The following is a 25,123-nucleotide window of genomic DNA, read 5'->3' as shown; positions in this document are numbered from 1 at the left end:
CGGTCGATCGGCCTGGGGGTCAGGGACTGCGCGTGATTGGTCAGAGAAGTCGGGATTGAGCGATAATCGCACGGGTGCCTACGGCGAGGTGATGATCGATCTTGTGGGATGGAGGGGCCGGTGAGGGCGCGGGCCGTGCCAGCAAGATCGCGATTTGTGCACGTCTTCACAAGCGCCTACTCTGTAATTCCGACGCGCCCTGCTAGCACAGCCGGCAACATCGGTCGCCAGCGGGAGTCCCGAAACGGCCGGCCGGTGGAGTTGGTCGAGGATCGCACCGCACGGAGTCTCATGAGTCAGCACCGTCACCCTGGCGCGCCCGGTCGCGCAGGTGCCGTACCGGCGCTACCGGATCTGCCGGAAGCGACGGTGGCCAGGCTCCCCGAATACCTTCGTGCCCTGCACAATCTCGCCGAAAACGGTCACGAGACGGTTTCCAGCGAGGGGTTGGCCAACGCCGCCGGAGTGAACTCGGCCAAGCTCCGCAAGGACCTTTCCCAACTCGGCTCGTACGGCACCCGGGGCGTCGGCTACGACGTCGGGCTGCTGATCGATCAGATCGAGTACGTGCTCGGGCTCACCCAGCGTCGGGCCGTCGCCCTGGTCGGGGTGGGTAACCTCGGTCACGCCCTGGCCGGCTACGACGGCTTCGCCAGCCGGGGGTTCCGGATCGCCGCCCTCCTCGACGCCGATCAGGAACGGGTCGGCGAGGAGATCAACGGACTGGTCGTGCGGCACATCGACGAGCTGCCCCGGGTCGCCGCCGAGGAATCCATCGCGATCGGTGTCATCGCCACCCCGGCCACCGCCGCGCAACGGGTGGCGGATCGTCTGGTCGCCGTCGGCGTCACGAGCATCCTGAACTTCGCACCGTGCGTACTCTCGGTCCCCGAAGGGGTCGACGTGCGCAAGGTCGACCTGGCCATTGAGTTGCAGATCCTGTCGTTCCACGAGCACCGCAAGGCATCCCTGACCGCGCTTCCCGCCGCCGGTGGGTCCGCCCTCACCGCCCTGCCCGGCGGCGGACTCGCGGTCACCGAGAGCCAGGAGGCGATCGGCACGTGAAACTCCTCGTCGTGGGCGCGTCGTACCGCACCGCACCGGTCGCCACCCTGGAACGACTCGCGGTGTCACCCAGCGGGCTCGACCGCACACTGGTGCGCCTGGTGGCGCAGCCGTACGTCAGCGAAGCCGTCCTCGTCTCCACCTGCAACCGGGTGGAGGTCTACGCGGCGGTGTCCGGCTTCCACGGCGGGCTCGGCGACATCTGTGCCGTCCTCGCCGAGCAGGCGGGATGCCAGCCGGCCGCGCTGGCCAACCACCTCTACGTGCACTTCGACTCGGCTGCTGTGGATCACGTCTTCCGGGTCGCCGTCGGCCTGGACTCGATGGTGATCGGCGAGGCGCAGATTCTCGGGCAGCTCCGGGACGCCTACCACTGGGCCAGCGCGGCCGACACCGCCGGGCGGCTGCTGCACGAGCTGATGCAGCAGGCGCTGCGGGTCGGCAAGCGGGCCCACTCGGAGACCGGCATCGACCGCGCCGGCCAGAGCGTGGTCACCGCCGCGCTGGGGCTCGCCGCCGGCCACCTCGACGACGACCTCACCGGCCGCCCCGCGCTGATCGTCGGTGCCGGGGCGATGGGCTCGCTGGGCGTGGCGACGCTGTCCCGGCTCGGTGCCGGGCCGCTGACCGTGGCGAACCGCAGCACCGACCGGGCCGTCCGGCTGGCCGAGTCGTACGGTGCCGGTGCGCGACCGATGGCCGAGTTGGCCGAGACCCTCTCCACGGTGGACATCGTGGTGGCCGCCACCGCCTCTACCGAGCCGGTCCTCACCCGCGAGGTGGTGGCTGCCGCGGCGGCCGAGCGCGACCCCGGGCGTGGCCCGCTGGTCCTGCTCGACCTCGCGGTACCGCGAGACGTCGGCCCCGACGTCGCCGAGCTGCCCGGCGTCGAGGTGATCGACATCGACCGGATGGCGGCGCTGCTCGCCGAAGGTCCGGTCGCCGCGGACGCCGCCGCCGTCGAGCGGATCGTGGCCACCGAGGTCGAGTCCTTCCTCAGCTGGCTGCGCGGTGCCGATGTCGCCCCGACCGTCGCCGCCCTGCGCGGTCGAGCCGACGAGGTGGTCACCGCCGAACTGCACCGGCTCGCGCAGCGCCGCCCCGACCTCACCGACGACCAGCGCGCCGAGGTGGCCCGTACCGTGCACCGGGTGGTCCAGCGGCTGTTGCACCAGCCGACGGTGCGGGTCCGTCAGCTCGCCGCAGAACCCGGCGGCGACCAGTACACGGCCCTGCTGCGGGAACTGTTCGATCTCCAGGTCCCGCAGACCTCGCCGGTGGACACCGTGCCCGACATCACCCCACCCACCGGAGGCGAGCGATGAACGAGGCCCCGCTGCGCCTCGGTACCCGAGGTAGCAAGCTGGCGATGGCCCAGTCGGGCCACATCGCCGAGGCACTGACGGCCCGCACCGGACGCCCCGTCGAACTGGTCGAGGTGGTCACCGCCGGTGACCGGTCCGGCGCGCCGGTGCACCGGCTCGGAGTCGGCGTCTTCGTCTCCGCGCTGCGTGACGCGCTGGTCGCCGGCACGATCGACTTCGCGGTCCACTCGTACAAGGACCTGCCCACCGCGACCGCGCCGGGGCTGCACATCGCCGCGGTGCCGCCACGACAGGATCCGCGCGACGCGCTGATCGCCCGCGACGGCCTGACGCTTGCCGAGCTTCCACCCGGCGCGGTCGTCGGCACCGGCGCGCTGCGCCGGATCGCCCAGCTGCACGCGCTGGGCATGCCGCTGTCGGTCACCCCGATCCGGGGCAACATCGACACCCGGCTGGCCCGGGTGCTCGGCCCAGAGGCCGACCTGGACGCCGTCGTCCTGGCCCGGGCGGGGCTGACCCGCATCGACCGCGCCGACGCCGTCACCGAGACGCTCGACCCGATGCTGATGCTGCCGGCCCCGGCTCAGGGGGCCCTGGCGGTGGAATGCCGGCTCGACGACACCGACCTGGTCGAGCTGCTCGCCCTGCTCGACCATGCGCCGTCCCGCGCCGCGGTCACCGCGGAGCGGGCGATGCTGGCCACCCTGGAGGCCGGATGCTCCGCTCCGGTCGCCGCCTACGCCGAACTCGCCGAAGGCGAGCACGGCGATGAGATCTACCTGCGCGGGGCGGTGATCAGCCCGGACGGCAGCCACGAGGTCCGGCTGTCCCGCACCGGTACGCCCGCCGACGCGGCGGAGATCGGTAAGGCACTCGCCGCCGAACTCCTCGACCTCGGCGCCGACTCGATCCTCGGCCCGCAAGGACACGACGGCCCGGGGACCCAGCAATTTGGGAGCACAGAATGACCCGCACCCGTAAGCCCGTAGGCCGTATCGCGTTCGTCGGGGCAGGACCCGGCGACCCGGGCCTGCTGACCCGCCGGGCGCACGACGCCTTGGTCGACGCCGACCAGGTGGTGTACGACCGGGGAGTCCCCGAGTCGCTGCTCGACGTCGTCCGGGCCGAGGCCAGCTCCGACGCGCAGTTCACCCCGGCCGAGGGCGCGCCGGGCGACGTGGCCAAGATCCTCATCTCGGCGGCCCGTTCCGGGCAGAACGCGGTGCACCTGGTGGCCGGCGACCCGTTCGGCCACGACTCGGTGGTCAAGGAGGTGCAGGCGGTGGCGCGTACCGCCGCGCACTTCGAGGTGGTTCCCGGAGTCGGCCAGGCCGAGGGGGTGGCCACCTACGCGGGCGTGCCGCTGCCCGGCGTACGCACCGCTGCCGACGTCGAGGACGTCACTGCCCTGGACTTCGACGCGCTGGCCGCAGCCGTGCGGCGTGGTTCGCTGGCGCTGGCGGTCGATGCCGGTGACCTGGCCGCGATCCGTGACGGGCTGCTCGCCGCCGGCGTGGACGGCGGCACCGACGTCGGGGTGACCGGGGACGGCACCGGTGAGACGCAGTACACCACCACGTCGACCGTGGACTCCTTCGTCGCGGCGGCACTCGGCTTCACCGGTCGGGTCGTGCTGACCGTCGGCGACGGTGTGGGCCAGCGGGACAAGCTCAGCTGGTGGGAGAACCGCCCGCTGTACGGCTGGAAGGTGCTGGTGCCGCGCACCAAGGAACAGGCCGGCGCGATGAGTGCCCGGCTGCGGGCGTACGGGGCGATTCCCTGTGAGGTGCCGACCATCGCGGTCGAGCCACCGCGTACCCCGGCCCAGATGGAGCGGGCGGTCAAGGGCCTGGTCGACGGCAGGTACGCCTGGGTGATCTTCACGTCGGTCAACGCCGTGCGGGCGGTCTGGGAGAAGTTCGCCGAGCACGGCCTGGACGCCCGGCACTTCGGCGGCGTCAAGATCGCCTGTATCGGCGACGCCACCGCCGACGCCGTCCGGGCCTTCGGCATCCAGCCGGAGCTGATCCCCTCCGGTGAGCAGTCCTCAGAGGGTCTGCTGGCCGAGTTCTCGCCGCACGACGAGGTGCTCGACCCGGTCGGCCGGGTGCTGTTGCCCCGTGCCGACATCGCCACCGAGACGCTCGCCGCCGGGCTTACCGAGCGCGGCTGGGAGGTCGACGACGTGACCGCGTACCGGACGGTGCGGGCCGCTCCGCCGCCGGCCGAGATCCGGGACGCGATCAAGTCGGGTGGGTTCGACGCGGTGCTGTTCACCTCGTCCTCCACGGTCCGGAACCTGGTCGGCATCGCCGGCAAGCCGCACACGCGTACCGTTGTCGCTGTCATCGGGCCCAAGACGGCGGAGACCGCGACGGAGTTCGGCCTGCGGGTCGACGTCCAGCCCCCGCACGCGTCGGTGCCCGATCTGGTGGAGGCGCTCGCCGGCTACGCCGTCGAGCTGCGGGAGAAGCTCGCCGCGATGCCGGCGAAGCAGCGCCGTGGTTCGAAGGTGCAGGGGCCGACCGCGCTGAGGTTCCGGTAGCCGTCGCGGCTCCGGCTGGTCGTCAGGGAGGGTTCGTGCCGTACCCAGAGATCCGGCCCCGCCGGCTGCGCCGCACTGCGGCGATGCGTCGGCTGGTCGCCGAGACCCGCGTCGACCCGGCCGAGCTGGTCGTGCCGATGTTCGTCAAGGAGGGGCTGACCGAGCCGCGCGCCATCGCCTCGCTGCCGGGGGTGCTCCAGCACTCCCGCGACTCGCTGCGCAAGGCGGCGGTGGAGGCGGTGCAGGCCGGCGTCGGCGGCATCATGCTGTTCGGCGTGCCGGCGTCGCGCGACGAGTGCGGTTCCGGCGGCATCGATCCGAACGGCATCCTGAACGTCGCGATCCGTGACGTGGTGGCCGAGGTGGGCGACGCCACCGTGGTGATGAGCGACCTCTGCCTGGACGAGTTCACCTCGCACGGGCACTGCGGGGTGCTCACCCCGACCGGTGAGGTGGACAACGACGCCACCCTCGCCGCGTACGCCGAGATGGCGGTGGCCCAGGCCGCCGCCGGGGTCGGTGTGGTCGGCCCGTCCGGGATGATGGACGGCCAGGTCGGGGTGGTACGCCGGGCACTCGACGCGGCCGGTCACACCGACGTGGCCGTGCTCGCGTACGCCGTGAAGTACGCCTCGGCCTTCTTCGGCCCCTTCCGCGACGCGGTGGAGTCGGCGCTGGAGGGGGACCGACGGGCCTACCAGCAGGATCCGGCCAACCTGCGCGAGTCGCTGCGCGAGGTCGAACTGGATGTCGCCGAGGGTGCCGACATGGTGATGGTCAAGCCGGCGCTGCCGTACCTCGACGTGGTGTCGGCGGTCCGCGCCGCCGTGGATGTCCCCGTGGCGGCCTACCAGGTTTCCGGCGAGTACGCGACCGTCGAGGCGGCCGCCGCGAACGGCTGGATCGATCGGGAGCGGGTGATGCTGGAGACGCTCACCTCGATCCGCCGCGCCGGTGCCCAGATCATCCTCACCTACTGGGCCGTCGAGGCTGCCCAACTGCTCCGCCAGCGCTACTGACCCAGCAACTCGGGTCAAAGCTGACGCCGAGTCTGGCCGTGCTGGAGTGGCTGCTGGGTGCGGCCGGGCTCTACCTCGTGGCCGTCGACCAGGAGGGCAGGGTCGTGCTGCGCTACCCCGCTCACCGGCAAGCCGACCGGGTCAGCGGGTGCTGTCGATACGGTGGACCAGCTCGGCGACGTCGATGCTGTATTCGCACCAGTCCCGGTCGGTGTGGTAACCCAACTCGGCGTTGACCTTGAGCATGGCCTCGTTGGCCTGCGCGTTCCAGGTCTGCACCTCGGTCAACTGCGGCTCGGCGGAGCGCAGCTCCAACAGCATCCGAGCCTTGATCGCACGGTCGATGCCGTAGCCCTGGTGATCCTGCACCACGATCGTGTCGTACTGGTCGGCACGGGTCGGATGCTGAGCCGGCACGACCACCTCGGTCAGGCCGGCCACCTCACCGGTCTGCTCGTGCAGCGCGAGCACGATGTACGGCTTCATGCCCCGTCGGTGCAGGCAGTCGAGACTGTCCCGGAGCCGCTGCGGATCGTACGAGCTGGGTCGTAGCTCGCCGTCCTCGATGTCGCGGATCTCGGCCTTGGCCCGCGCGTACGCCTCGATCAGCTCGTCCGGCGGGCCGCCCGGGTGGAACTGGACGCGGTAGCCCGAACCGAGCCCGGTGGACATCTCCGCCAACTCGGCCCAGTCGACGCCGGAGAGGTCGAGGACGCTGCGGGTCTCGACGTACTCCCGGCTGAAGCCGAGCGATTCGTAGAAGGCGAGGGCAGGAGTGTCGCCGACCACCTCCACCCCGATCGACTCGAAGCCCTCCTGGTAGACGCGTCGGCCCGCCCGCAGGACGAGATCACGGCCCAGTCCACTGCGCCGCACGCTCGGGTGTACCAGGACCTCGAGCACGCCGATGTTGCCGAGCAGCAGCACGTGCACCTGACCGAGGATGGCTCCCGGGGTGCCGTCGGCAGCGGGATCCTCCTCGGCGATCCAGGAGATCCGCCGTTCGCCCGGCATCACCTCGGCGAGGTACTCCCGTAGGGAACTCTCCCGCCACGGCGGATCCTGCGGGAGATCGGCCGCCAGGACCGCGTTCAGCGTGTCCAGCAGCGACGCGATCTCGGCGGACGACGCGGTCCTGGGGTCCCACTCGCGCACCATCACCCGTCTAGCTTGCCGTTAACCGCAGCCGGGGGGAAGTGTCCAGTTCTCCAACGTACGCGGACGATCACTTCACGTGCGACTGGCCTGTCCGTACCGGTTGGCGGCGTCGAAGACATCCTGGGCGTACTTTCGGACGGCGTTGTACGACAGAATCGCGTTCCACCAGTCACCCGGAATGGTGAGGTTCCGGCCGCCCTTGCACAGGTACATGCCGGCGGCGAGCGCGGCGTCATGGATGTTGTGCGGGTCCTTGCGGCCGTCGTTGTCCGCGTCGGCGCCGATCTCCGCCCAGGTGGTCGGAATGAACTGCATCGGCCCGATCGCCCGGTCGTAGGTGGTGTCGCCGTCCAACTCGCCCCGGTCGGTGTCGGCGATCCGCATCCGGTTGCCCGCACCGTCCAGCGGTAGACCGATGATCTCCGGGACAGCCCGGCCGTCCGCGCCGAGCTGGGCGTTGTTGGCCTGGCCGTGGCGGGACTCGACCAGACCGATCGCGGCCAACGTGGTCCAGCTCAGGCCGCAGGCGCGATCGGTCTCGGCGAGCACCAGCTCGGCGTAGCCGTACGCCTGCATGGCGATCGGATCGATACCGACCTTGGCGCCGGTGTCGCGGGCCCAGCCGGCCAGGGCGTCGGACGGGCGTCCACCGACCGGCGCGGCGGTGCCCGGTGGGGTTGCGCCCGGCGGAAGGGTCGCGGTGGGTGGCGGGAACTGCCCCGGTGGCGGTACCGCGCCGGACGGCGGCAGGTCGCTGGGCAGCGCGTCGGGCACGCCGGCGGTGGCGTCGACCGCCACCGGACGCTGTGCACCAAGCGTGGCCGGCACCAGCAGCGCGCCGGCCGTGGCAGTCGCGGCGATCAGGGCCAGCAGGAACACGCCAGGCAGCGTCAACCGACCACTGGGCCGGCGCGACCAGTCGCGGGTCGCCCGGGCCGCGTCACGCGGCGCCGGCAGGCGTACGGCGTGCACGAAGCGGACCCGGCGACGCCGGGCTGCCGGTGCGCCGGACTCCGGAGTGGACTCCTCGACAGTGGTCTTCGGTGTCGACTCAGGAGCCGCAGGGCCCGTCGACGTGCCTGCGGCGTTGTCGACGGCCGCTGCCGGGTCCGACCCGGCGGTGGATGATTCCGGTGCCGCGTCGTCGGCCGGCTTGGGGGCCGCGTCGTCGGCGGGCTTGGGGGCCGCGTCCTTTGCGGGCTTGCCGGAACTGAGCCAGGGTCGGCGGGGCCGGGGCAGCCTGGTCGCCGGCCCGTCCGGGCCGGCACCGGAGTCGGCGCGCGGCGTGGCCGATCGGAGGGGCCGAAGGGTGCTGCGCTCTTCGCCGTCTGCCACCCGTCGAGTATCACCCATGTCCCCGCCGACGTCAGGTCCGGTCGTAGGCTGATGTCATGCCCCGGTACGAGTTCCGTTGCCGCGCCTGTGGCGCCACCTTCGAGGTCAACCGTCCGATGGCGCGAGCCGGTGAGCCGGCGCCCTGCCCGCAGGGGCACGCCGACACGGTGAAACTGCTCTCCACGGTCGCGGTAACCGGGCGCGGCGGAGGCGGATCCAGTGCCGCGTCCGCTGCCGCCGGTGGCGGCTGCTGTGGTGGCGGCTGCGGCTGCTGACCGCGCCGGCAACGGTCGTGGATGGGTGGTACGGGTGATGCCGGCCTTGCCCGGACGCAGGGTCCGATGGCACCTTGGGTCGGAGTCTCGGCCGACCGTTCTCACGATGCGTGATGATCCGGTCTCGGGAAGTATGGTGCCGAGACCAGGGGGGAGGTTCCACGCATGCCGCCACGGATCCACCTCCCGACCGGCTGGGTGACCTTTGTTTTCACCGACATTGAGGGCTCCACCCGGCTGGCACAGCTGCTCGGGTCGGGCTATCGGCCGGTGCTGGCCGAGCATCGACGGCTGCTGCGCGGCACGATCGCGGCGACCGAGGGGGCGGAGTTGCTGACCGAGGGCGACTCGTTCTTTCTGGCCTTCGACGACGCCAGCGCGGCCCTGACCGCCTGTCTGACCGCCCAGCGGGCGCTCGGTGAACACGACTGGCCGACCCCCGAGGCGACCCCCCGGGTCCGGATGGGACTGCACACCGGTTGGGCGGAGCCACGCGACGGCGAGTACGCCAGTCCGGAGGTGCACCGGGCAGCCCGCGTCGCCGCTGCGGCGCACGGCGGGCAGATTCTCTGCTCCGGCGCCACGGCGCGGCGGGCCCGTCCACTGCCGGCCGGCGCCTGCCTACTCGACCTCGGGCTGCACCGGCTGCGTGGCTTCGACGACCGGGAACGGCTCTTCCAACTCGTCGCACCCGGTCTGGAGCGGCAGTTCCCGCGACCGCGCACCGCCGACGCGGTGGCGCACAACCTGCCGATCCAGGTCACCACGTTCGTCGGTCGGCAGACCGAACGCGCCGAGCTGAGGCGACTCGTGGCCCGGCACCGGCTGGTCACCGTGCTGGGCGCGGGTGGCACCGGCAAGACGCGGCTGGCCGTGGAGTTCGCCATCGGCCTGGTGGACGAGTACCCGGACGGCGTCTGGTTCGTCGACATCGCCGCGGTCACCGATCCCGGGCTCGTCGCCTTCGCGGTCGCCGCCGTGCTCGGGCTGCGTCCGGAGCCGGGCCGCCCGATGGTCGACACGCTTGTGGAGTACGCCGCTGCCCGCCGGATGCTGATCGTGCTCGACACCTGCGACGCCCAGCCGGCGTCCTGCGCCGAGGCGGTATCCCGGTTGCTCGCCGGTGGCGGTGGGGTGCGGGTGCTGGCGACGAGCCGGGAACGGCTGGGGCTGCCGGGCGAGGTGGTGTGGCGGATCCCGCCGCTGTCCGTCGACCCGGCGCCCGACGGCACCGAGAGCGACGCGGTGGCGCTGCTGCTGGATCGTACGGCGGCGGCCCGGGGCGGGCGGCAACCCGACCCGTCCGAGTCGGCCGACATCCGGCGGGTGGTGCGCCGTCTGGACGGGTTGCCACTCGCCATCGAATTGGCCGCGGCTCGGCTGCGGGTGCTCTCGGTCGGTCAGCTCGCCGAGCGTCTCGACGACGTGCTCGGCACGCTCGACGCCGGCCGCGCGGATCCGCTGCCACCACCGGGCGATCCGGGCAACACCGGCAATCAGCGAGACACGGTCGATCTGGCCGCGGCGGCCACCGGCGTCGACCCCTCGGCCCCGGCGACCCGGGCGGCGGCCCGTTCAGCGGTCGAACGACACCTGACCATGCAGGCCACGGTGACCTGGTCCTACCGGACCCTCGGGCCACGAGCCGCGCGACTGCTGCGCTGGCTGGCGGTCTTCGCCGGCCCGGTCGACCTGGCGACGGTGGAATGGCTGCTCGACGACGATCCCCTCGATCCGCTGTCGGTGCTGGTCGACAAGTCCATGGTGTTGGCGGAGCCGTACGCGGCGGGCTGCACCTACCGGATGCTCGACCCGATCCGGGCGTACGCGGCGCGTCGGCTCGCCGAAGCCGGCGAGGAGCGGGCGGCCCGTGACCGGCACGTGGCCTGGTCAACGCACGCCCTGGAGCGGGCGCACCTCGGCCCGGACGGGCAACCGGTGACGCTGTCGCTGTACGCGCTGGATCCACTCGCCGGTGAGCTGCGTGCCGCGCTGCGCTGGTGCGCCACAGGTGGCAGTGCCCGGGTCGGCCTGCGGCTGGCCGGCGGGCTGGACCAGTGGTGGCGTGAGCGCGGACTGGCCCGGGAAGGGCGGCTCTGGCTGTTCCGGCTCTACGGCCGCCTGGCCGAGACCGGTGAGGTGATCCCGGAGGACGAGCTGGCGGCGGCCTACCACATGCATTCGCTGCACGCCGGTGGCGACGGCGAGTTCGGCGAGGAACTGCGCTACTCGCAGCGGGCCGAGGCGGCGGCCCGCCAGGCCGGGGACGCCGGTCTGCTGGCCCGGGTGCTCGCCGGCCGTGCCGCCCCTCTTGTCGATATGGGACAGTTCGCCGAGGCGGAGCGGGTCTGCCGGGAGGTCATCGACTGGGCGCAGGACCAGGGGGTCGAGTCGGAGGCGTTGTTCGCCGTCTTCCGCCTGGCCGAGTTGCTCTGGCGGCGGGGCGCGCTGAGCGAGGCGGCGGATCTGCTCGGTGCGGCTCGTCCGGTGGAGGCGTCCCGGCCGGTCGACCGGGGGCGCCGCTCGGTGGACATGCTGCTCGGCATGGTCGCGCTGGCGCGGGGTGACCTGGTGGCCGCGCACGAGCACCTGCTGGTGGCGCTTCGCTCGCGGATGAATCACGGCTTCCACGGTCGGGCCTGCGACACCTTGAACGCGGTCGCGGTGCGTTGCGCGGTCGGTGACCAGCCGCTGACCGGTGCCCGGCTCTTCGGCGCCGCCCAGGCGACCCGGGCGGGCCTGCGGTCGACGCCGGGCATCTTCGAGGCGTACTGGACGGAGCGGCAGGCGGCGCTGCGGCGGGTGTTGGACGACGCGGCCTTCGACGAGGCGTACAGCGAGGGCGCCGAACTGGGGCTGGACGAGGCGGTCGCGTTGGCGCTCGGTGTCGAGCATCCCGACCTGGCGGCCGATTCGGGACGGTTCGCCTCGGGAGCGGGCCGCTCCGCGTCGCCCCGGCCCAGCACGATCGACCGGCACACCGAGCACGCCTGAGACCCTCGGGAGTCCGCGCGCGGTTCCCGGCGGCCCTGAGCAGCGGGACGCCCGACGCCGGTCGCTGCCGGGCGTCCGTCACTGTTCGTCAGGCGCGGGCGCGGGCGCGGCGCTCGGCGTCGGCCTTCATCCGGGCGGCCCGGTCGATGTCGGACTGCTGGACGGCGGCCACCGACCCGAAGATGGCGACGGCCTGGTAGTAGGTCCACGCCAGGCTCAGGCAGGCCGGCCGGACGATGGAGTTGTAGGTGGCGCAGGACCGCTTCAGGTCCGCGTAGAAGGCGCTGTCGAGGCGCGGCTTGTTGGCACTGAACTGGCCGACCGCCTTGTAGTTGCGGTAGCCGAAGTCGTGGCGGGCGCAGGAGAGGCTGAACTTGAACCCGAGCGGGTTGTCCGGGCTGGACGAGCAGTAGTCGGTGGACCAGTCGAAGTTGTACTCGGACCAGGGCGCGCGATTCTGCCGGGCGGAGTACCAGGCGTTGTAGCTGCTGGCGCTGGTCTGGGTCCAGTTGGACAGGACCGACAACTTCTGCTGTGGAGTGACGGCCGCCGTGGCGGGGGAGGCCACGGCGAGAGCGGTGAGCAGCGCGAGTACGCCCGAGGTGAGGATGGTGGCGAGACGTCTGGGCATGGTGGTACCTCCGCGGGGGTGGGCGGTTGAGCGAGTTGTTACCGGCGAGTCATCGGAGTTCGATCAGTCTCGATCGATGGCCCGGCCTGCCGGTGTTTCCCGCGAGAAATATTGGTGACCTGTGCCCAAACAGACGAATGTCCTGGACACCAGCGGTGTCCAGGACACTTCGTCGAGCGGACTTGCCTAGTCGAAGAAGCGGGCCAGGTGGATGGCGCTGGGACCGTCGTCCTCCGGTCCCAGCGGGGTCAGGTCGGCGAAGATCGACGCGCCGTCGCTGCCGGCGTGCAGCGGATACCAGCGCGGGGTGCCGGGTGGTCTCATCACGCAGATGCCCTTGACGGTCTGCACGTCCAGCAGCCGCACGTGGGTCGGGTCGGCCACCGCGTTCACATGCCCCCACCACGGGCTCATCACATGCAGCACGCCCCCGGGGCGGAGCACCCGGTGACACTCGTCCAACAGGGGCAGGAAGTCGATCAGGTGCTCCAGGATGTGCACCGCGAACAGCACGTCGACCGAGTCGTCGGCCAGCGGCAGGGAGCCGGAGAGATCGGCGACCGCGTCCACCCCCTGGGCGGGGAAGATGTCCAGCCCCAGATTGCCCGGCCACTGCTTGGTGGCGCCGCAACCCAGGTCGACCACCACCGGGTCGTGCCCGCCGACCCGTACCCGGCACCAGACGCCGAAGACGCCGGCCAGCCGGCCGACCTGCTCGCGGACCAGTCGCAGCTGTGCCGGCTCGTCGACCTCGCCGGTCAGGTGGGCGATGCCCCGGTCGAAGCGGACCTCGACACCGAGCGGGCGCAGCCGCTCGTCGTGGCGGACCTGGTCCAGCCACGCCTCGCTGAGGAACCCGTCCACCGCCCGCAGCCGCTCGGCGGAGGACGGAGTGTGTGCCAACGCGACCATGGCGGCCACCTCCGGCCGGCCCGTTACCCGGATAGCTGCCCGGTATGCGCCGGTTGTCCCTGAAACTCGCGCCAGGTCAACGCGCGATGGGCCGTCGAGGACGCCCCGTACGCATCCGCTGCCGCGGTGCGGGCGCCGTCCGTGGTCGCTTCAGGTGGTAGCGGTGCAACTCGTTGTTCCCCGGCAGGGACGGGTCCTCGCTCATCGCGACCAACTCCCAGCCCTGGTCGCCGGCCCGGTTGAGGTGGGCCAGCGCGGTGTCGCCGTACGGCGTGACGTCGATCATGGAACCGTCGGGGCCGTACCAGGAGAAGATGACCTCGAACCCGAGGTCGTTGGTGGCGGCCTGGCGGCGGCGCACCAACAGGGCGTACTCCCACCTCAGCATGGGGTCATTGTCACCCCGCCGTCCGGATTCCGCCGGATCAAAACTCGGTGATCCGCCCGGCGTCCACCCGCAACCGCCGGTCGAGGCGTACCGCCTCCAGCATCCGCCGATCATGGGTCACCAGCAGCAGCGTGCCCGGGAAGCTGGCCAGTGCGGACTCCAGTTGCTCGATCGCCGGCAGATCAAGGTGGTTCGTCGGCTCGTCCAGCACCAGCAGATTGACCCCGCGCCCCTGCAACAGGGCCAACGCGGCCCGGGTCCGTTCGCCCGGGGAGAGCGTCGCGGCCGGTCGCAGCACGTGCTGCGCGCGCAGGCCGAACTTGGCCAGCAGAGTACGCGCGTCCGCCGGAGACACGTCCGGCGCCGCGGCCCGGAACGCGTCCAGCAGCGGCGCGTCACCCAGGAACAGTCCCCGGGCCTGGTCCACCTCGCCGACCACCACGCCCGGCCCCAGCGCGGCCTGGCCGGCGTCCAGCGGCAACCGGCCGAGCAGGGCAGCCAGCAGGGTCGACTTGCCGGAACCGTTCGCCCCGGTCACCGCCACCCGGTCCGCCCAGTCGATCTGGAGGTTCACCGGGCCGAGGACGAAATCCGCCCGGCGTACCACGGCCTCGCGGAGCGTGGCCACGACGGCGCCGGCGCGAGGCGCGGCGGCGATCTCCATCCGCAGCTCCCACTCCTTGCGTGGCTCCTCGACCACCTCCAGGCGTTCGATCAGCCGCTCGGTCTGCCGGGCCTTCGCCGCCTGCTTCTCGGACGCCTCGGACCGGACCTTGCGGCCGATCTTGTCGTTGTCGGTGGTCTTGCGCCGGGCGTTGCGGACCCCCTTCTCCATCCACGACCGCTGGGTATGCGCCCGTGCCTGGAGCGCGGCCCGGGTGTCGGCGTACTCCTCGAAGTCGGCGCGCGCCTGGCGGCGGGCCACCGCCCGCTCCTCCAGGTACGCCGCGTAGCCACCGCCGAAGTGGTTCACCTGCTGCTGGTGCAGGTCCAGCTCCAGCACCGAGGTCACCGTGCGGGCCAGGAACTCCCGGTCGTGGCTGACCAGCACGGTGCCGGCGCGCAGCCCGGTCACGAAGTTCTCCAGCCGGTCCAGCCCGGCCAGGTCGAGATCGTTCGTGGGCTCGTCGAGCAGGAAGACGTCGTACCGGCTGAGCAGCAGCGACGCCAGGCCGGCGCGGGCGGCCTGGCCGCCGGAGAGGCTGGTCATCTCCTGGTCGAGATCGACGGCGAGGCCGAGTTCGGCGGCCACCTCCTCGGCCCGCTCGTCCAGGTCGGCGCCGCCGAGCCCGAGCCAGCTCTCCAGCGCGGCGGCGTACGCGTCGTCCGAGCCCGGGGCGCCGGCGGTCAGCGCCTCCGTCGCCGCGTCGAGCGCAGCTTGCGCCCCGGTCACGCCGGTGCGGCGGGCCAGGAACGCCCGGATCGTCTCCCCGGGGCGGCGCTCCGGCTCCTGGGGCAGGTGCCCGACGCTCGCGCCGGGCGGGCTCACCGCGAGGCTGCCGGCCTCGACCGGCAACAGACCGGCGAGCGTACGCAGCAGCGTCGACTTGCCGGCCCCGTTGGCCCCGACCAGGCCGACCACGTCGCCGGGCGCGACCACGAGGTCCAGGCCGGTGAAGAGGGTGCGTTCCCCGTGCCCGGCGGCGAGGTCCCGGGCGATCAGCGTGGCGCTCACAAGCAGCCGAGCCTACCCGTCGTCGCGCGGCGGACCCTGCGACGAGGCAGACTCACGTGCGTGTTGACCACTCTGGCGATCGACTGCGGGGGCGGCGGGATCAAGGCGTCCGTCCTCGACGGCGCGGGCACTATGCGGGCTCAGCCGATGCGGGTGCCGACGCCGTACCCGCTGCCGCCGGACCTGTTCGTCCGCACGCTCGTGGAACTCGGCGGTCGGTTGCCGGCACCCGGTCGGGTGACGGTCGGTCTGCCTGGCATGATCCGGCACGGGGTGGTGGTGGCCACCCCGCACTACGTGACCCGTTCGGGCCCACGTAGCCGGGTCGACCCGGCGTTGCTCGCCGAGTGGTCCGGGTTCGACGCCCGCAGCGCGCTCTCGGCCGCGTTCGGCCTGCCGGCGCTGGTGCTCAACGACGCCGAGGTGCACGGTGCCGGGGTGGTCGCCGGCACCGGCTGCGAACTCGTGCTGACCCTCGGCACCGGGCTGGGCAGCGCCCTCTTCGACGGTGGGGTGCTCGCCCCGCACCTCGAACTGTCCCATGCCCCGGTGCGTTGGGGCACCACCTACGACACGTACGTCGGCGAGCCCGAGCGCCGCCGGCTGGGCGACGCGTTCTGGTCCCGACGGATCCGGCAGGTGGTGGAGGGGCTGCGTCCGGTGTTCCGCTGGGACCGGCTCTACCTCGGTGGCGGGAACTCGCGGCGGATCCGGCCCGAGCAGCTCAACCGGATGGGTGACGACGTGGTGGTGATCCCCAACAGCGCCGGCATAGTCGGCGGCGTCCGCGCCTGGGACCTCGCCACCGTGTAGGCAGGAGAAGCCACCGGGAACAGTCGCGGTACGGCCGGTGTTGTGCCAGCGTCGGAGCAGTGGTGCGACACGGAGGGGGTGGCGGCATGGATCTGCTGGCCGAGTACCGGCGGGCGACCCTGTTCTTCGAGGCGGGCGACCCCAGCAGCGCGGCCCGGCTGCTCGAACCGATCATCGAGGCGGAGCCGGACAACGCCTCCGTACGCCAGTTGCTGGCCCGGGCCTACTTCCTGTCGGCACAGCTCAACCGGGCCGAGGAGCAGCTGCGGGAGCTGGTCGACCGCAACCCCAGCGACCACTACGCCCACCACGTGCTGGGCCGGACGCTGGAGCGGCTCAACCGCTACCCCGACGCGCTGCGTCACCTGCGCATCGCGGCGGCCATGCACTCGTCCAACGACGACTACACGACGGCCCTGCGTCGGGTCGAGACCCGGGTCGGTGGCCGCTGATCCCGGACGCGTGTCGAGAGGGCAGCCCGACCGGGCTGCCCTCTCGACGTCTGGTGCCGACCGGCGACCCGCCTACCATGAGCCGCATGGCGGCCGAGCGGACGGTGGACGTGGCATGAAGCTGAAGCTGGACCTGCACGACATCTTCAACAAGGGCCACGACATCGACCGGGCGCTGCGCGGGATCATGGACGAGGCGGTGGCCAAGAAGGCCACCCTCGTCGAGATCATCCCGGGTAAGGGCTCCGGTCAGCTCAAGAAGCGGGTGCTGCGCTTCCTCGACCAGAAGGACGTCAAGCAGCTCTACCACCGGGTCGAGAAGGACTCCAAGAACTTCGGCCGCCTCTTCGTCCACTTCCGGTGGAAGTAGCTCCTCACAGTGGGTAGGTGCGGGCGACGGCGAGCATTTCGGAGGTGTGGGAGCCGGCGACGCCGACGTCCGGTGGGCGGGGGCGGAATCCGGGCAGCGCGTCGAGGCCGTCGCTGGCGTCCATCGCGCGCAGCGCGACCCGGTCCGCCTTCGGCGTGACGGTCAGCGTGACCTCGATCCCTTCGGGCGGTGGGGCGTGGAAGACCACCCCGAACCCCCAGCGGCCGTCGCGGGCCTCCACCGGGACCGGCCGGCCGGCGACTTCGGCCCGCCGCACTTCGGCGGTGTTCGTGTCGACGTGCAGGGTGGCCAGGCGTACCTGACGCTGTGGGGTGAGCCGGAGGGTCAGTGTGCGTTCGCCTGCGGCGGTGGTGTCGGTCAGCACGTCCAGCCGGGGCGCGGGCAGGTCCGCCGGCTGTGCCGGGCCGCCGAGCAACTCGTCGCCGCCGATTCCGGGGAACTCGTCGGCGACCTCGACCGGGCCGTCCACGTACTCGTCGGTCCAGGGCTGCGGATCGCTCTCGTGGCTGAGCCAGCGGGCCTGGCCGGTGCCGGCGTCCAGCGCGTACATCAGGTGGGTGGGTGCGGGATGCGTGGCGTCGAACCGGTCGACGGCGATGCCGACCCCGGCGAGGACCACCACGGCCAGCGCGGCGGCCCCGGCCGGCAGGGTACCGAGTCGGCGCGCCCGCAGCGCAGTCGTGCCCCGCTGACCGCCGGCCTGCGGGTGCAGCAGGTCGATCACGGGCAGCGCGGCGAGACCGAGCAGCACCGCGAATAGCGCCGCGACGCCGCCCATCGCCATGCCCAGCGCCGGGAAGAGCAGCACGACGGTGGGGAGCAGCAGGAGCACCGCGACCGCGGCCGCGACGGTCACCGCGATCACCGGTACCGGCCCGTCGAGGCGGGTGGCCAGCGCCACCAGCCCGCCGAGCGCCCCGGCCAGGGCGGGCAGGGTCGCCAGGTAGGCCCCGCCGGGCGCCAGGAACGCCAGCAGTACGCCGAGCAGCGCCAGCCAGCCGAGCCCGCCGATCGCCAGCGCGGCCGGGCCGATCCGCCGTCGGCTCAGCGCGTACCAGGCGAACACGACGGCGGCGGCGAGCGCCAACACGGCCAGCCGGTACCAGGTCGGCCGGTACGGGTCGAGCAGTTCGGCGTTGCCCGGCCGGAGCGCGACGATCACCGCCCAGAGGAACTGGGCGCCCAGCGGTGCCACCACGATCGGCACCAGGGCCAGGCCGAAGCCGGCGGCCAGCCGACCGGTGGTGACCCGGTTCCGGCGTCGCGCCAGCCAGCCGAGCACGACCACGCCGGCCAGCGCCAGGAGCGCCAACGGCAGCACCAGCCAGCCGGGATAGCGGGCGAGGCCGCCGGGCACGGGGAAGTAGGTGGCGTCGTGACCGGCGCGTAGGTCACCGAGGTCGATCCGACCGAACTCCTGGGCGACACCGAGGGTGTTGTCACCGTGGTGCTGAAGGCTGGCCCGGTCCATCGAGGCGGGGGTGTCCAGCGGCGTGTGGTAGATCGCACCGCCATCCAGGTACGCCGAGTTCAGCCCGAGGAACCCCTCGTCGAGGAAGGCGGTGAAGTCGGTGTCGTTGGGCAGCGCGCGGTACACCTCCACCGCGAATGAGGTGCCCACCGGGTGCGGTGCGGCCCGGCCGAAGACCTCGACCAGGCGCGCGTTCTCCGGCGACGTCTCGAACATGATCACCGGACCGGTGCGACCCCTTGCCTCCAGATTCAGCACCACGCCCTTGCCGACGGCGAGCGGATGCTCGGAGGCGAACGTCGAGGCTCCGCAGAGGCACGCCTCCTCGGCGTCGGTGAGCACGAGAACGATGTCGTTGCGGGGCGCCGAACCGTCGGTCAGCGCACGGGCCACCTCCAGGACGGTCGCGACCCCTGCGGCGTCGTCGTTGCCGCCCGGCCCGGTCTGCACCGCGTCGTAGTGGGCGACCAGGAACACCGTCCCGGTGGGGGCGGTGCCGGGCAGCCGCGCCACCACGTTGCGGACCCGGGCCAGGGTGGCGCCGCCCGCCGCGCCGCTGAGCTGCCCGGCCTCCTCGGCGACCGTGTCCTGCACCTGCGTCTCCCACCCGAGATCACGCAGCACGCCTTCCAGGTAGCCGCGGACCTCGTCGTTGGCTGGGCTGCCCGCGACGTGCGGCCGCCCGGCAACCTGCGTCACGTGCGGGTACGCTCGTGCCGCGCTGAACTCGCCGGTCGGCGTGTCGGCCGGGCGAGGTGCCGGAGGACGCAGGTCGAGCAGGGCGCTCGCGCCGACGGCGACGAGCGCGACGAGTGCCGCCAGCGCGGCGAGACAACGTCGACGTGGCCGGGTGAGGGCGCAGTCGGTGACGGGACTGGGGGGTGCGCCCACGGGTGGCTCCTTGCGAGGGGGTGGTCCTGGGGTGGACATCATCCTCCATGCCACCTGAGGGTGGCCCGTCGTGTTGTGTGCGAACGTTGTCTAATACAGGATCAGCAGGGCACTCGGAAGGAGCCCGACATCACCAGCGATCAGCCGCCAGTCGCGGCGGTGACCCGGCCGGTCCGGGGGACCGGTACGACCGGTCCCTCCGTCGTGTCGTGGCCGTATCCGCAGGGCGGGCTGGGTGGCAACCCGAACCTGCCGCCCGGGGAGCGGCTGAGCGTGCTGCTGGTGGAGGACGACGAGGGTGACGCCTTCCTGGTCGGCGAGTTGCTGGCCGAGACGAACTCCGGGATCGACCTGCTGGTGGCCACCAGCCTGAGCGAGGCCCGCCGACGGATCGCGGGGGTCGACTGCGTACTGCTCGACCTGGGGCTGCCCGACGCGCAGGGGCTGGACGGGCTGCGGCAGGTGCTGGAGATGTCCGGCAGCGCGGCCGTATGTGTGCTCACCGGCCGCACCGACGAGCATCTGGGCATCGTGGCGGTTGCCGAGGGGGCACAGGACTACCTGGTCAAGGGTCAGGTCGACGGGGTGCTGCTGACCCGGGCGCTGCGCTACGCGGTGGAGCGTAAACGGGCCGACGAGAACGCCCGCCGGCTGCGTGAGGTGGAGCTGCGCCAGGCCGAGTCGGCCCGGTTGGAGCGCGGCCTGCTGCCCCAGCCGCTGATGTCGACCGATCAGATCGCCGTACACACCTTCTACCGGCCCGGCCGGCACGCCGCCCTGATCGGCGGGGACTTCTACGACGTGGTGCAGACCCGTCCAGACCGGGTGGATCTGATCATCGGTGACGTCTGCGGACACGGCGTGGACGAGGCGGCCCTCGGCGTCGAACTGCGGGTGGCCTGGCGGGCGCTGATTCTCGCCGGAGTGCCGGACGACGAGGTGCTTCCCGCGCTGGAACAGGTGCTGATGAGCGAGCGCCGGCTGCAGGAGATCTTCGCGACCGTGGCGACGGCTCGGCTGGACCTGAAGGCCGGCCGGGCGACGGTGCGGCTGGCCGGCCATCCGCCACCGGTGCTGCTCGCCGGGGGGCAAGTGACGCCGGTGCCGGCGCCGGGTGGTCTGCTGCTCGGCGTGCGGCCACGCCGGCCCGTCGCCTTCGACCTGAAGTTCGACACCGAGGACTGGTCTCTGCTGATGTACACCGATGGTCTGATCGAGGGCCGGATGGGCGCGGGCGACGAACGGCTCGACGTGCCCGGCCTGACCCGCCTGCTGGCCGAGCCGGACAGTCGGGCGGTTGCGCTGTCCGATCTACCGGCCTGGCTGGTCGGGCGGGCCGAGCAGCTCAACGACGGCCCGTTCGCCGACGACGTGGCGATGCTGCTGATCACGCGGGGTGGTGGCCGGTGACCACCACGGGTGCCGGCTGGAACCTGCGCGGCCGGCTGGCCGTGCTCGTCGCGGTCGTCGGGTTGCTGTTGCTCGGGGTGGCCGTCGCGGAGGCGGTGGTCGCCACCCGCAACCGGGCGCACATCGACGCGCTGCTCAACCAGACCGGTCCGCTGCGGGTCCAGTCCCAGGAGTTGCTCGCGGTCCTGGTCGACCAGGAGACCGCGATCCGCGGGTACGCGCTGACCGGCGAGCGGGAGGATCTCGTCCCGTTCGACACCGGCCGGCAGCGCGAGCAGGAGCTGGCCGCCTCGATGGACCGGCTGTTGACCGGCTACCCGGAACTGCGCGACGAGTTCGACACGGTGCAGCAGCGGGCGGAGCAGTGGCGGCAGGCGGTCGCCCTGCCGGTCATCGGCGCCATCGAGGACGGTGGCGCCGTGGCTGGCCAGCAACTGCTCAACGACCGGTCGCGGCAGCAGTTCGACCAGATCCGGGTCGCCGTGGACGTGCTGCAGAACGGCATCCTCGAGCTTCGCGACGAGGCCGCCGCGAAGGTACGCAGCACCAGCAACCTGCTGGTGCTGCTGCTGGTCATCGCGGCGCTCGTGGTGGTCGTCGCCGGATTGGTGCTGATCACCTCGCTGGAGCGGATGGTGATCCGCCCGCTGACGAGCCTGGCCGGGCAGGTCCGGGAGGTCGCCGTCGGCGACTACGGCAACGGCATCACCGGCACCGGTCCGCCGGAGTTCCAGCGTCTCGGCGAGGACGTCGACGCCATGCGGCAGAAGATCGCCGCGGATCTGGCCGAGGTGCGGGAGGCGCGGGAGCGGATCGAGTGGGTCAACACCCAGTTGCAGAAGCAGGCCGAGGAGCTGACCCGGTCCAACCGTGACCTGGAACAGTTCGCCTACGTCGCCTCGCACGACCTGCAGGAGCCGCTGCGCAAGGTGGCGAGCTTCTGCCAGCTGCTCCAACGGCGCTACGCCGGGCGGCTCGACGAGCGGGCCGACCAGTACATCGCCTTCGCGGTCGACGGCGCGCAGCGGATGCAGCGGCTGATCAACGACCTGTTGGCCTTCTCCCGGATCGGGCGGCTCACCACGGGCTTCACCGAGGTCGACCTGAACCGCCTGATGGCGGAGGTGGCGGCACAGACCGAGCCGGCCCGGCAGTACGCCGACGCCGAGCTGACCTGGGGCGAGCTTCCGGTGATCCGCGGCGAGGATCCGCTGCTGACCAACCTGCTGGTCAACCTCGTCAGCAACTCGGTGAAGTTCCGTCGGGCGGATGTTCCGCCGAAGGTGCACGTCTCGGCCCGGCTGATCGGCGAGGATTGGGAGATCACCTGCCAGGACAACGGCATCGGGATCGAGCCGGAGTTCGCCGACAAGATCTTCGTCATCTTCCAGCGACTGCACGCCAAGGATGCCTATCCGGGCACCGGGATCGGGTTGGCGATCGTCAAGAAGATCGTGGAGTACCACGGCGGTCGGGTCTGGGTGGACACCGACGTGCCCGAGGGGACGGCGATCCGTTTCACCCTGCCCGCGCTGCCCGCCGACGTCGAGGACGCCAAGAGCACCACCGGTGCGGACGGGGACGCGGCGGACGGACCCGATCCGGCGGAGGTCGGAACGGACGCGGCGGTGGGTCGGGCCGATGACGAGGTCCCGGCGGGTGACGGTACCGTCGGCGCCGAGGCCGGCGGCGGATCGGAGCGCCCCTCGGCCGTCGCCGGCCTGTCACAGGCCGGCGATGAGGCAGGTGGCATGAAGGAGGCGGTGGGATGACCGCACCGGCGGACGGCAACAGCCCGATCGAGGTGCTTCTGATCGAGGACGACCCGGGCGACGTGTTGATGACCCAGGAAGCGTTCGAGGAGCACAAGCTGCGCAACCGGCTCAACGTCGTATCCGACGGTGCCGAGGCGCTGGCCTACCTGCGTCGCGAGGGCCAGTACGCGGACGCCGAGCTGCCGGACCTGATCCTGCTCGACCTGAACCTGCCCCGGCGGGACGGCCGGGAGGTGCTGGAGGAGATCAAGAACGACGAGCAGCTCTGCCGGATCCCGGTGGTGGTGCTGACCACCTCCCAGGCCGACGAGGACATCCTGCGCAGCTACCAGCTGCACGCGAACGCGTACGTGGCCAAGCCGGTCGACTTCGAGCAGTTCATCACGGTGGTTCGGCAGATCGACGAGTTCTTCGTCAGCGTGGTGAAGCTGCCGCCACGTGGTTGACACCCTGCTCGACGACGTCGCCGGGCTGCTGCGGGAGACTGCCGACCGCGTCGTGCTGCCCCTGTTCCGCCATCTCGACGCCGCCGACGTGAGCGAGAAGGCCCCCGGTGAGGTGGTCACCGTCGCTGACCGGCGGGCCGAGGAAATGATCAGCGCCCGGTTGCTCCGGCTGCGTCCCGGTTCGGTGGTGGTCGGCGAGGAGGCGGTGGCCGACGATCCCGACCTGCTGCGTCACCTGCGTGCCTCGGGGGACGTGTGGCTTGTCGACCCGGTCGACGGCACCGCGAACTTCGCCGCGGGCCGCCGCCCATTCGCGTTGATGGTCTCCCTGCTCACCGATGGTGAGCCGGCGGCCGCCTGGGTGTTCGACCCGCTGGCCGACGCGCTGGCGACCGGCCGTACCGGCGAGGGCACGTACCTGGACGGTCGGCCGTTGCGCTTGCCCGACGGGGCGCCGCCGACGGGTGAGCTGCGGGGCACCGCGATGACGAAGTTCCTGCCGGGGCCGTCCCGGCGCACGGTGGAGGCGGGCGGTGCGCGCCTCGGTGAGCTGCTGCCGGGGCAGCACTGCGCGGGTCGCGAGTATCTCGACGTGCTCACCGGCCGACAGCAGTTCGTGCTGTTCTGGCGGACCCTGCCCTGGGATCACGGCCCGGGCACCCTGCTGGTGCGGGCCGCAGGCGGCGTCGCCCGCCGGCTCGACGGCACGGACTACCACCCCGCCGACACCGAACACGGCCTGCTGATAGCCGCCAACCAAGACATCTGGACCAAGGTCCAAACCACCCTCCTCCCCACCTGACCCCCACCCCCACCTGACCCCCACCCCACTGCCGCGTTGATCATGAGGTTGACGGCAAGTTTGATCTCAGAAGCTGCCGCTAACCTCATGATCAACGCAGGGTGGCCGGGCTGGAGTGGGCGGAGGGTGAGCGGGCGGTCGCGGAGGGTCGAGGGTTGTCGGGGTTGTGGGGTCGGTGGGCTGGTCGGGAGGGCCGGTTCCGGTATCCTGACCGGCGGCCTTCCGCCAGCAGGCCGCCGACCGGCGCCGGCGGGGGTTGTCGCCGCGCATTGGTGTTCATCGGGGCCGGCGGCCGACGAAAGGATGCTTTCGTGCGCAGGTACATGCCCGTCCGGCGGTACGCCCACCGGCCGCTGATCGCCCTGCTCGCCGCCGTGGCGCTGCTGCTCGGGGTGGGTGCCGTGCCGGCGTACGCCGAGCCCAACGAGGGTGGCAGCAAGAAGCTGCGGGACGCCCTGGAGGCCACCGCCAAGGCGCACATCAACGCCAAACGCGAGCTGGACGGTTCCAAGAAACGGCAGAAGCAGATGGCCAAGGAGTTGTCCGCGATGGAGGGCCGGCTGGACGAGCTGACCTCCATGGTCGGCGAGGTGGCCGCGCAGTCCTACCGGGTCGGCCGGCTCAGCCCGGCAGCCGTACTACTGGACAGTGCGACGCCGGAGGCGTTCGTGCAGCGGGCAGCCAACCTCGACATTATGGCCCAGCGGGACGGTCGGCGGATCCGAGAGCTGACCGAGGCCCGGGAGCAGGCCCGGCAGACCAAGTTGGCGATCAATGCTGAGGTGCGCGAGCAGACCAAGCAGTTGGCCGTGATGGCGAGGAAGAAGAAGGAGGCCGAGGCGGCCCTGGCGGCGGTCAGCTCGGGTAGCGGCGGCGGGTTCAGCGGTGGCAGCTCCACCTCGGCGAGGCCGGCGCCGCGCAACTCCGACGGCTCCTGGCCCGGCGAGTCGTGCTCGGTGAACGACCCGACCACCTCGGGCTGCATCACGCCCCGCACCCTGCACGCGCTGAAGCAGACCCAGGCCGCCGGCTACAAACGGCACGTCTCCTGCTACCGCAGCGGCGGCTCCGGCGAGCACCCCAAGGGCCGGGCCTGCGACTTCTCCGCCGCCACGAACGGCTTCGAGGACCGCACGGCGACCGGTGGCGACAAGTCGTACGGTGACAGCCTGGCCGCCTGGCACGTCCGCAACGCCGAACGGCTCGGCGTGCTCTACGTCATCTGGTACCGCCAGATCTGGCACCCGGGCACCGGCTGGCGGGCGTACAGCGGTAGCGGCAGCCCGGCCGCCGACCACACGAACCACGTTCATCTCTCGATGTACTGACCCGCCGGCCCGGGGCCGCTGC

21 protein-coding genes and 1 pseudogene are annotated in these 25,123 nt (G+C 72.1%); 15 read left to right on the top strand and 7 right to left on the bottom strand.

What is annotated here, in order from left to right:
* The first annotated feature begins 291 nt into the window (after positions 1 to 291).
* From AC2CHE_RS13265 to hemB, 5 genes are read left to right on the top strand one after another with little or no spacing between them, the layout of a single operon-like run.
* Positions 292 to 1,065: a redox-sensing transcriptional repressor Rex gene (locus tag AC2CHE_RS13265; RefSeq protein WP_484505213.1), complete on the top strand. Its 774-nt coding sequence runs from the start codon at positions 292 to 294 to the stop codon at positions 1,063 to 1,065.
* Positions 1,062 to 2,390, top strand: coding sequence for a glutamyl-tRNA reductase (locus AC2CHE_RS13260; protein WP_484505211.1), 1,329 nt, complete (start codon positions 1,062 to 1,064; stop codon positions 2,388 to 2,390). Before AC2CHE_RS13265 ends, AC2CHE_RS13260 begins: the two co-directional genes overlap by 4 nt.
* The gene (gene hemC / locus AC2CHE_RS13255; protein WP_484505210.1) at positions 2,387 to 3,358 is read left to right on the top strand and encodes a hydroxymethylbilane synthase; all 972 of its coding nucleotides are present in this window, start codon (positions 2,387 to 2,389) and stop codon (positions 3,356 to 3,358) included. The genes AC2CHE_RS13260 and hemC overlap by 4 nt, the downstream gene beginning before the upstream one ends.
* The gene (locus AC2CHE_RS13250) at positions 3,355 to 4,935 is read left to right on the top strand and encodes a bifunctional uroporphyrinogen-III C-methyltransferase/uroporphyrinogen-III synthase (protein WP_484505209.1); all 1,581 of its coding nucleotides are present in this window, start codon (positions 3,355 to 3,357) and stop codon (positions 4,933 to 4,935) included. Before hemC ends, AC2CHE_RS13250 begins: the two co-directional genes overlap by 4 nt.
* Before the next feature lie 35 nt (positions 4,936 to 4,970).
* The gene (gene hemB, locus AC2CHE_RS13245) at positions 4,971 to 5,954 is read left to right on the top strand and encodes a porphobilinogen synthase (protein WP_484505207.1); all 984 of its coding nucleotides are present in this window, start codon (positions 4,971 to 4,973) and stop codon (positions 5,952 to 5,954) included.
* A 141-nt stretch (positions 5,955 to 6,095) separates the two neighbouring features.
* Here hemB and AC2CHE_RS13240 read toward each other — a convergent pair whose 3' ends face one another.
* A complete protein-coding gene (locus tag AC2CHE_RS13240; protein ID WP_484505230.1) occupies positions 6,096 to 7,112 on the bottom strand; it encodes a GNAT family N-acetyltransferase in 1,017 nt (338 codons plus the stop codon).
* Between the two features lie 72 nt (positions 7,113 to 7,184).
* Complete coding sequence (locus AC2CHE_RS13235) at positions 7,185 to 8,447, bottom strand: lytic transglycosylase domain-containing protein (protein ID WP_484505206.1); 1,263 nt, start codon at positions 8,445 to 8,447, stop codon at positions 7,185 to 7,187.
* Between the two features lie 56 nt (positions 8,448 to 8,503).
* On the opposite strand from AC2CHE_RS13235, the gene AC2CHE_RS13230 reads away from it, so the two are divergent.
* Positions 8,504 to 8,722 (top strand): FmdB family zinc ribbon protein, encoded by a 219-nt coding sequence (locus tag AC2CHE_RS13230; protein WP_484505204.1) that lies wholly within the window; start codon positions 8,504 to 8,506, stop codon positions 8,720 to 8,722.
* Positions 8,723 to 8,887: 165 nt separating this feature from the next.
* On the top strand, positions 8,888 to 11,716 hold the full coding sequence (locus AC2CHE_RS13225) for an ATP-binding protein (RefSeq protein ID WP_484505203.1): 2,829 nt from the start codon (positions 8,888 to 8,890) through the stop codon (positions 11,714 to 11,716).
* Between the two features lie 88 nt (positions 11,717 to 11,804).
* On the opposite strand, the gene AC2CHE_RS13220 is transcribed toward AC2CHE_RS13225, so the two are convergent.
* The 4 genes and pseudogenes from AC2CHE_RS13220 to AC2CHE_RS13205 all read right to left on the bottom strand — a co-directional run bounded on the left by AC2CHE_RS13220 (position 11,805) and on the right by AC2CHE_RS13205 (position 15,322).
* On the bottom strand, positions 11,805 to 12,347 hold the full coding sequence (locus tag AC2CHE_RS13220; RefSeq protein ID WP_484505202.1) for a phospholipase: 543 nt from the start codon (positions 12,345 to 12,347) through the stop codon (positions 11,805 to 11,807).
* Between the two features lie 186 nt (positions 12,348 to 12,533).
* The gene (locus AC2CHE_RS13215; RefSeq protein WP_484505201.1) at positions 12,534 to 13,259 is read right to left on the bottom strand and encodes a methyltransferase domain-containing protein; all 726 of its coding nucleotides are present in this window, start codon (positions 13,257 to 13,259) and stop codon (positions 12,534 to 12,536) included.
* A gap of 136 nt (positions 13,260 to 13,395) precedes the next feature.
* Positions 13,396 to 13,647, bottom strand: a pseudogene (locus AC2CHE_RS13210) (hypothetical protein); the annotation flags it as partial.
* Between the two features lie 37 nt (positions 13,648 to 13,684).
* On the bottom strand, positions 13,685 to 15,322 hold the full coding sequence (locus AC2CHE_RS13205; protein ID WP_484505200.1) for an ABC-F family ATP-binding cassette domain-containing protein: 1,638 nt from the start codon (positions 15,320 to 15,322) through the stop codon (positions 13,685 to 13,687).
* Positions 15,323 to 15,382: 60 nt separating this feature from the next.
* Between AC2CHE_RS13205 and AC2CHE_RS13200 the strand changes: the two genes are divergently transcribed.
* From AC2CHE_RS13200 to AC2CHE_RS13190, 3 genes are all read left to right on the top strand, one after another.
* On the top strand, positions 15,383 to 16,135 hold the full coding sequence (locus tag AC2CHE_RS13200; RefSeq protein WP_484505199.1) for an ROK family protein: 753 nt from the start codon (positions 15,383 to 15,385) through the stop codon (positions 16,133 to 16,135).
* Positions 16,136 to 16,221: 86 nt separating this feature from the next.
* Positions 16,222 to 16,587 (top strand): tetratricopeptide repeat protein, encoded by a 366-nt coding sequence (locus AC2CHE_RS13195; RefSeq protein ID WP_484505198.1) that lies wholly within the window; start codon positions 16,222 to 16,224, stop codon positions 16,585 to 16,587.
* Positions 16,588 to 16,702: 115 nt separating this feature from the next.
* Entirely contained in the window at positions 16,703 to 16,957 is a 255-nt protein-coding gene (locus tag AC2CHE_RS13190) for a Smr/MutS family protein (protein WP_013736060.1), read from the top strand.
* Positions 16,958 to 16,961: 4 nt separating this feature from the next.
* Here the strand turns inward: AC2CHE_RS13190 and AC2CHE_RS13185 are convergent, their stop codons facing one another.
* Positions 16,962 to 19,340, bottom strand: a complete 2,379-nt coding sequence (locus AC2CHE_RS13185; protein ID WP_484505197.1) for a M28 family peptidase — start codon at positions 19,338 to 19,340, stop codon at positions 16,962 to 16,964.
* A gap of 204 nt (positions 19,341 to 19,544) precedes the next feature.
* On the opposite strand from AC2CHE_RS13185, the gene AC2CHE_RS13180 reads away from it, so the two are divergent.
* The 5 genes from AC2CHE_RS13180 to AC2CHE_RS13160 all read left to right on the top strand — a co-directional run bounded on the left by AC2CHE_RS13180 (position 19,545) and on the right by AC2CHE_RS13160 (position 25,101).
* Positions 19,545 to 20,750 carry a PP2C family protein-serine/threonine phosphatase gene (locus AC2CHE_RS13180; RefSeq protein ID WP_484505196.1) on the top strand — a complete coding sequence of 402 codons (1,206 nt, stop codon included), beginning with the start codon at positions 19,545 to 19,547 and terminating at the stop codon, positions 20,748 to 20,750.
* Complete coding sequence (locus AC2CHE_RS13175; protein ID WP_484505195.1) at positions 20,747 to 22,522, top strand: sensor histidine kinase; 1,776 nt, start codon at positions 20,747 to 20,749, stop codon at positions 22,520 to 22,522. The genes AC2CHE_RS13180 and AC2CHE_RS13175 overlap by 4 nt, the downstream gene beginning before the upstream one ends.
* Complete coding sequence (locus AC2CHE_RS13170; RefSeq protein ID WP_484505194.1) at positions 22,519 to 22,971, top strand: response regulator; 453 nt, start codon at positions 22,519 to 22,521, stop codon at positions 22,969 to 22,971. Before AC2CHE_RS13175 ends, AC2CHE_RS13170 begins: the two co-directional genes overlap by 4 nt.
* Entirely contained in the window at positions 22,964 to 23,773 is an 810-nt protein-coding gene (locus AC2CHE_RS13165) for an inositol monophosphatase family protein (RefSeq protein WP_484505193.1), read from the top strand. The genes AC2CHE_RS13170 and AC2CHE_RS13165 overlap by 8 nt, the downstream gene beginning before the upstream one ends.
* Positions 23,774 to 24,096: 323 nt before the next feature.
* A complete protein-coding gene (locus AC2CHE_RS13160; RefSeq protein WP_484505229.1) occupies positions 24,097 to 25,101 on the top strand; it encodes a coiled-coil domain-containing protein in 1,005 nt (334 codons plus the stop codon).
* The last annotated feature ends 22 nt before the right edge of the window (positions 25,102 to 25,123 follow it).

This window comes from Micromonospora sp. ATLC16, from assembly GCF_057196645.1.
This window is presented reverse-complemented; position numbering and strand designations above follow the sequence as displayed.

Excerpts from the sequence above, each read along its gene's own strand:
- AC2CHE_RS13265 (WP_484505213.1), top strand. The coding sequence starts at position 292 with ATGAGTCAGCACCGTCACCCTGGCGCGCCCGGTCGCGCAGGTGCCGTA.
- hemC (WP_484505210.1), top strand. The coding sequence starts at position 2,387 with ATGAACGAGGCCCCGCTGCGCCTCGGTACCCGAGGTAGCAAGCTGGCG.
- AC2CHE_RS13250 (WP_484505209.1), top strand. The coding sequence starts at position 3,355 with ATGACCCGCACCCGTAAGCCCGTAGGCCGTATCGCGTTCGTCGGGGCA.
- AC2CHE_RS13240 (WP_484505230.1), bottom strand. The coding sequence starts at position 7,112 with ATGGTGCGCGAGTGGGACCCCAGGACCGCGTCGTCCGCCGAGATCGCG.
- AC2CHE_RS13230 (WP_484505204.1), top strand. The coding sequence starts at position 8,504 with ATGCCCCGGTACGAGTTCCGTTGCCGCGCCTGTGGCGCCACCTTCGAG.
- AC2CHE_RS13225 (WP_484505203.1), top strand. The coding sequence starts at position 8,888 with ATGCCGCCACGGATCCACCTCCCGACCGGCTGGGTGACCTTTGTTTTC.
- AC2CHE_RS13220 (WP_484505202.1), bottom strand. The coding sequence starts at position 12,347 with ATGCCCAGACGTCTCGCCACCATCCTCACCTCGGGCGTACTCGCGCTG.
- AC2CHE_RS13215 (WP_484505201.1), bottom strand. The coding sequence starts at position 13,259 with ATGGTCGCGTTGGCACACACTCCGTCCTCCGCCGAGCGGCTGCGGGCG.
- AC2CHE_RS13195 (WP_484505198.1), top strand. The coding sequence starts at position 16,222 with ATGGATCTGCTGGCCGAGTACCGGCGGGCGACCCTGTTCTTCGAGGCG.
- AC2CHE_RS13190 (WP_013736060.1), top strand. The coding sequence starts at position 16,703 with ATGAAGCTGAAGCTGGACCTGCACGACATCTTCAACAAGGGCCACGAC.
- AC2CHE_RS13170 (WP_484505194.1), top strand. The coding sequence starts at position 22,519 with ATGACCGCACCGGCGGACGGCAACAGCCCGATCGAGGTGCTTCTGATC.
- AC2CHE_RS13160 (WP_484505229.1), top strand. The coding sequence starts at position 24,097 with ATGCCCGTCCGGCGGTACGCCCACCGGCCGCTGATCGCCCTGCTCGCC.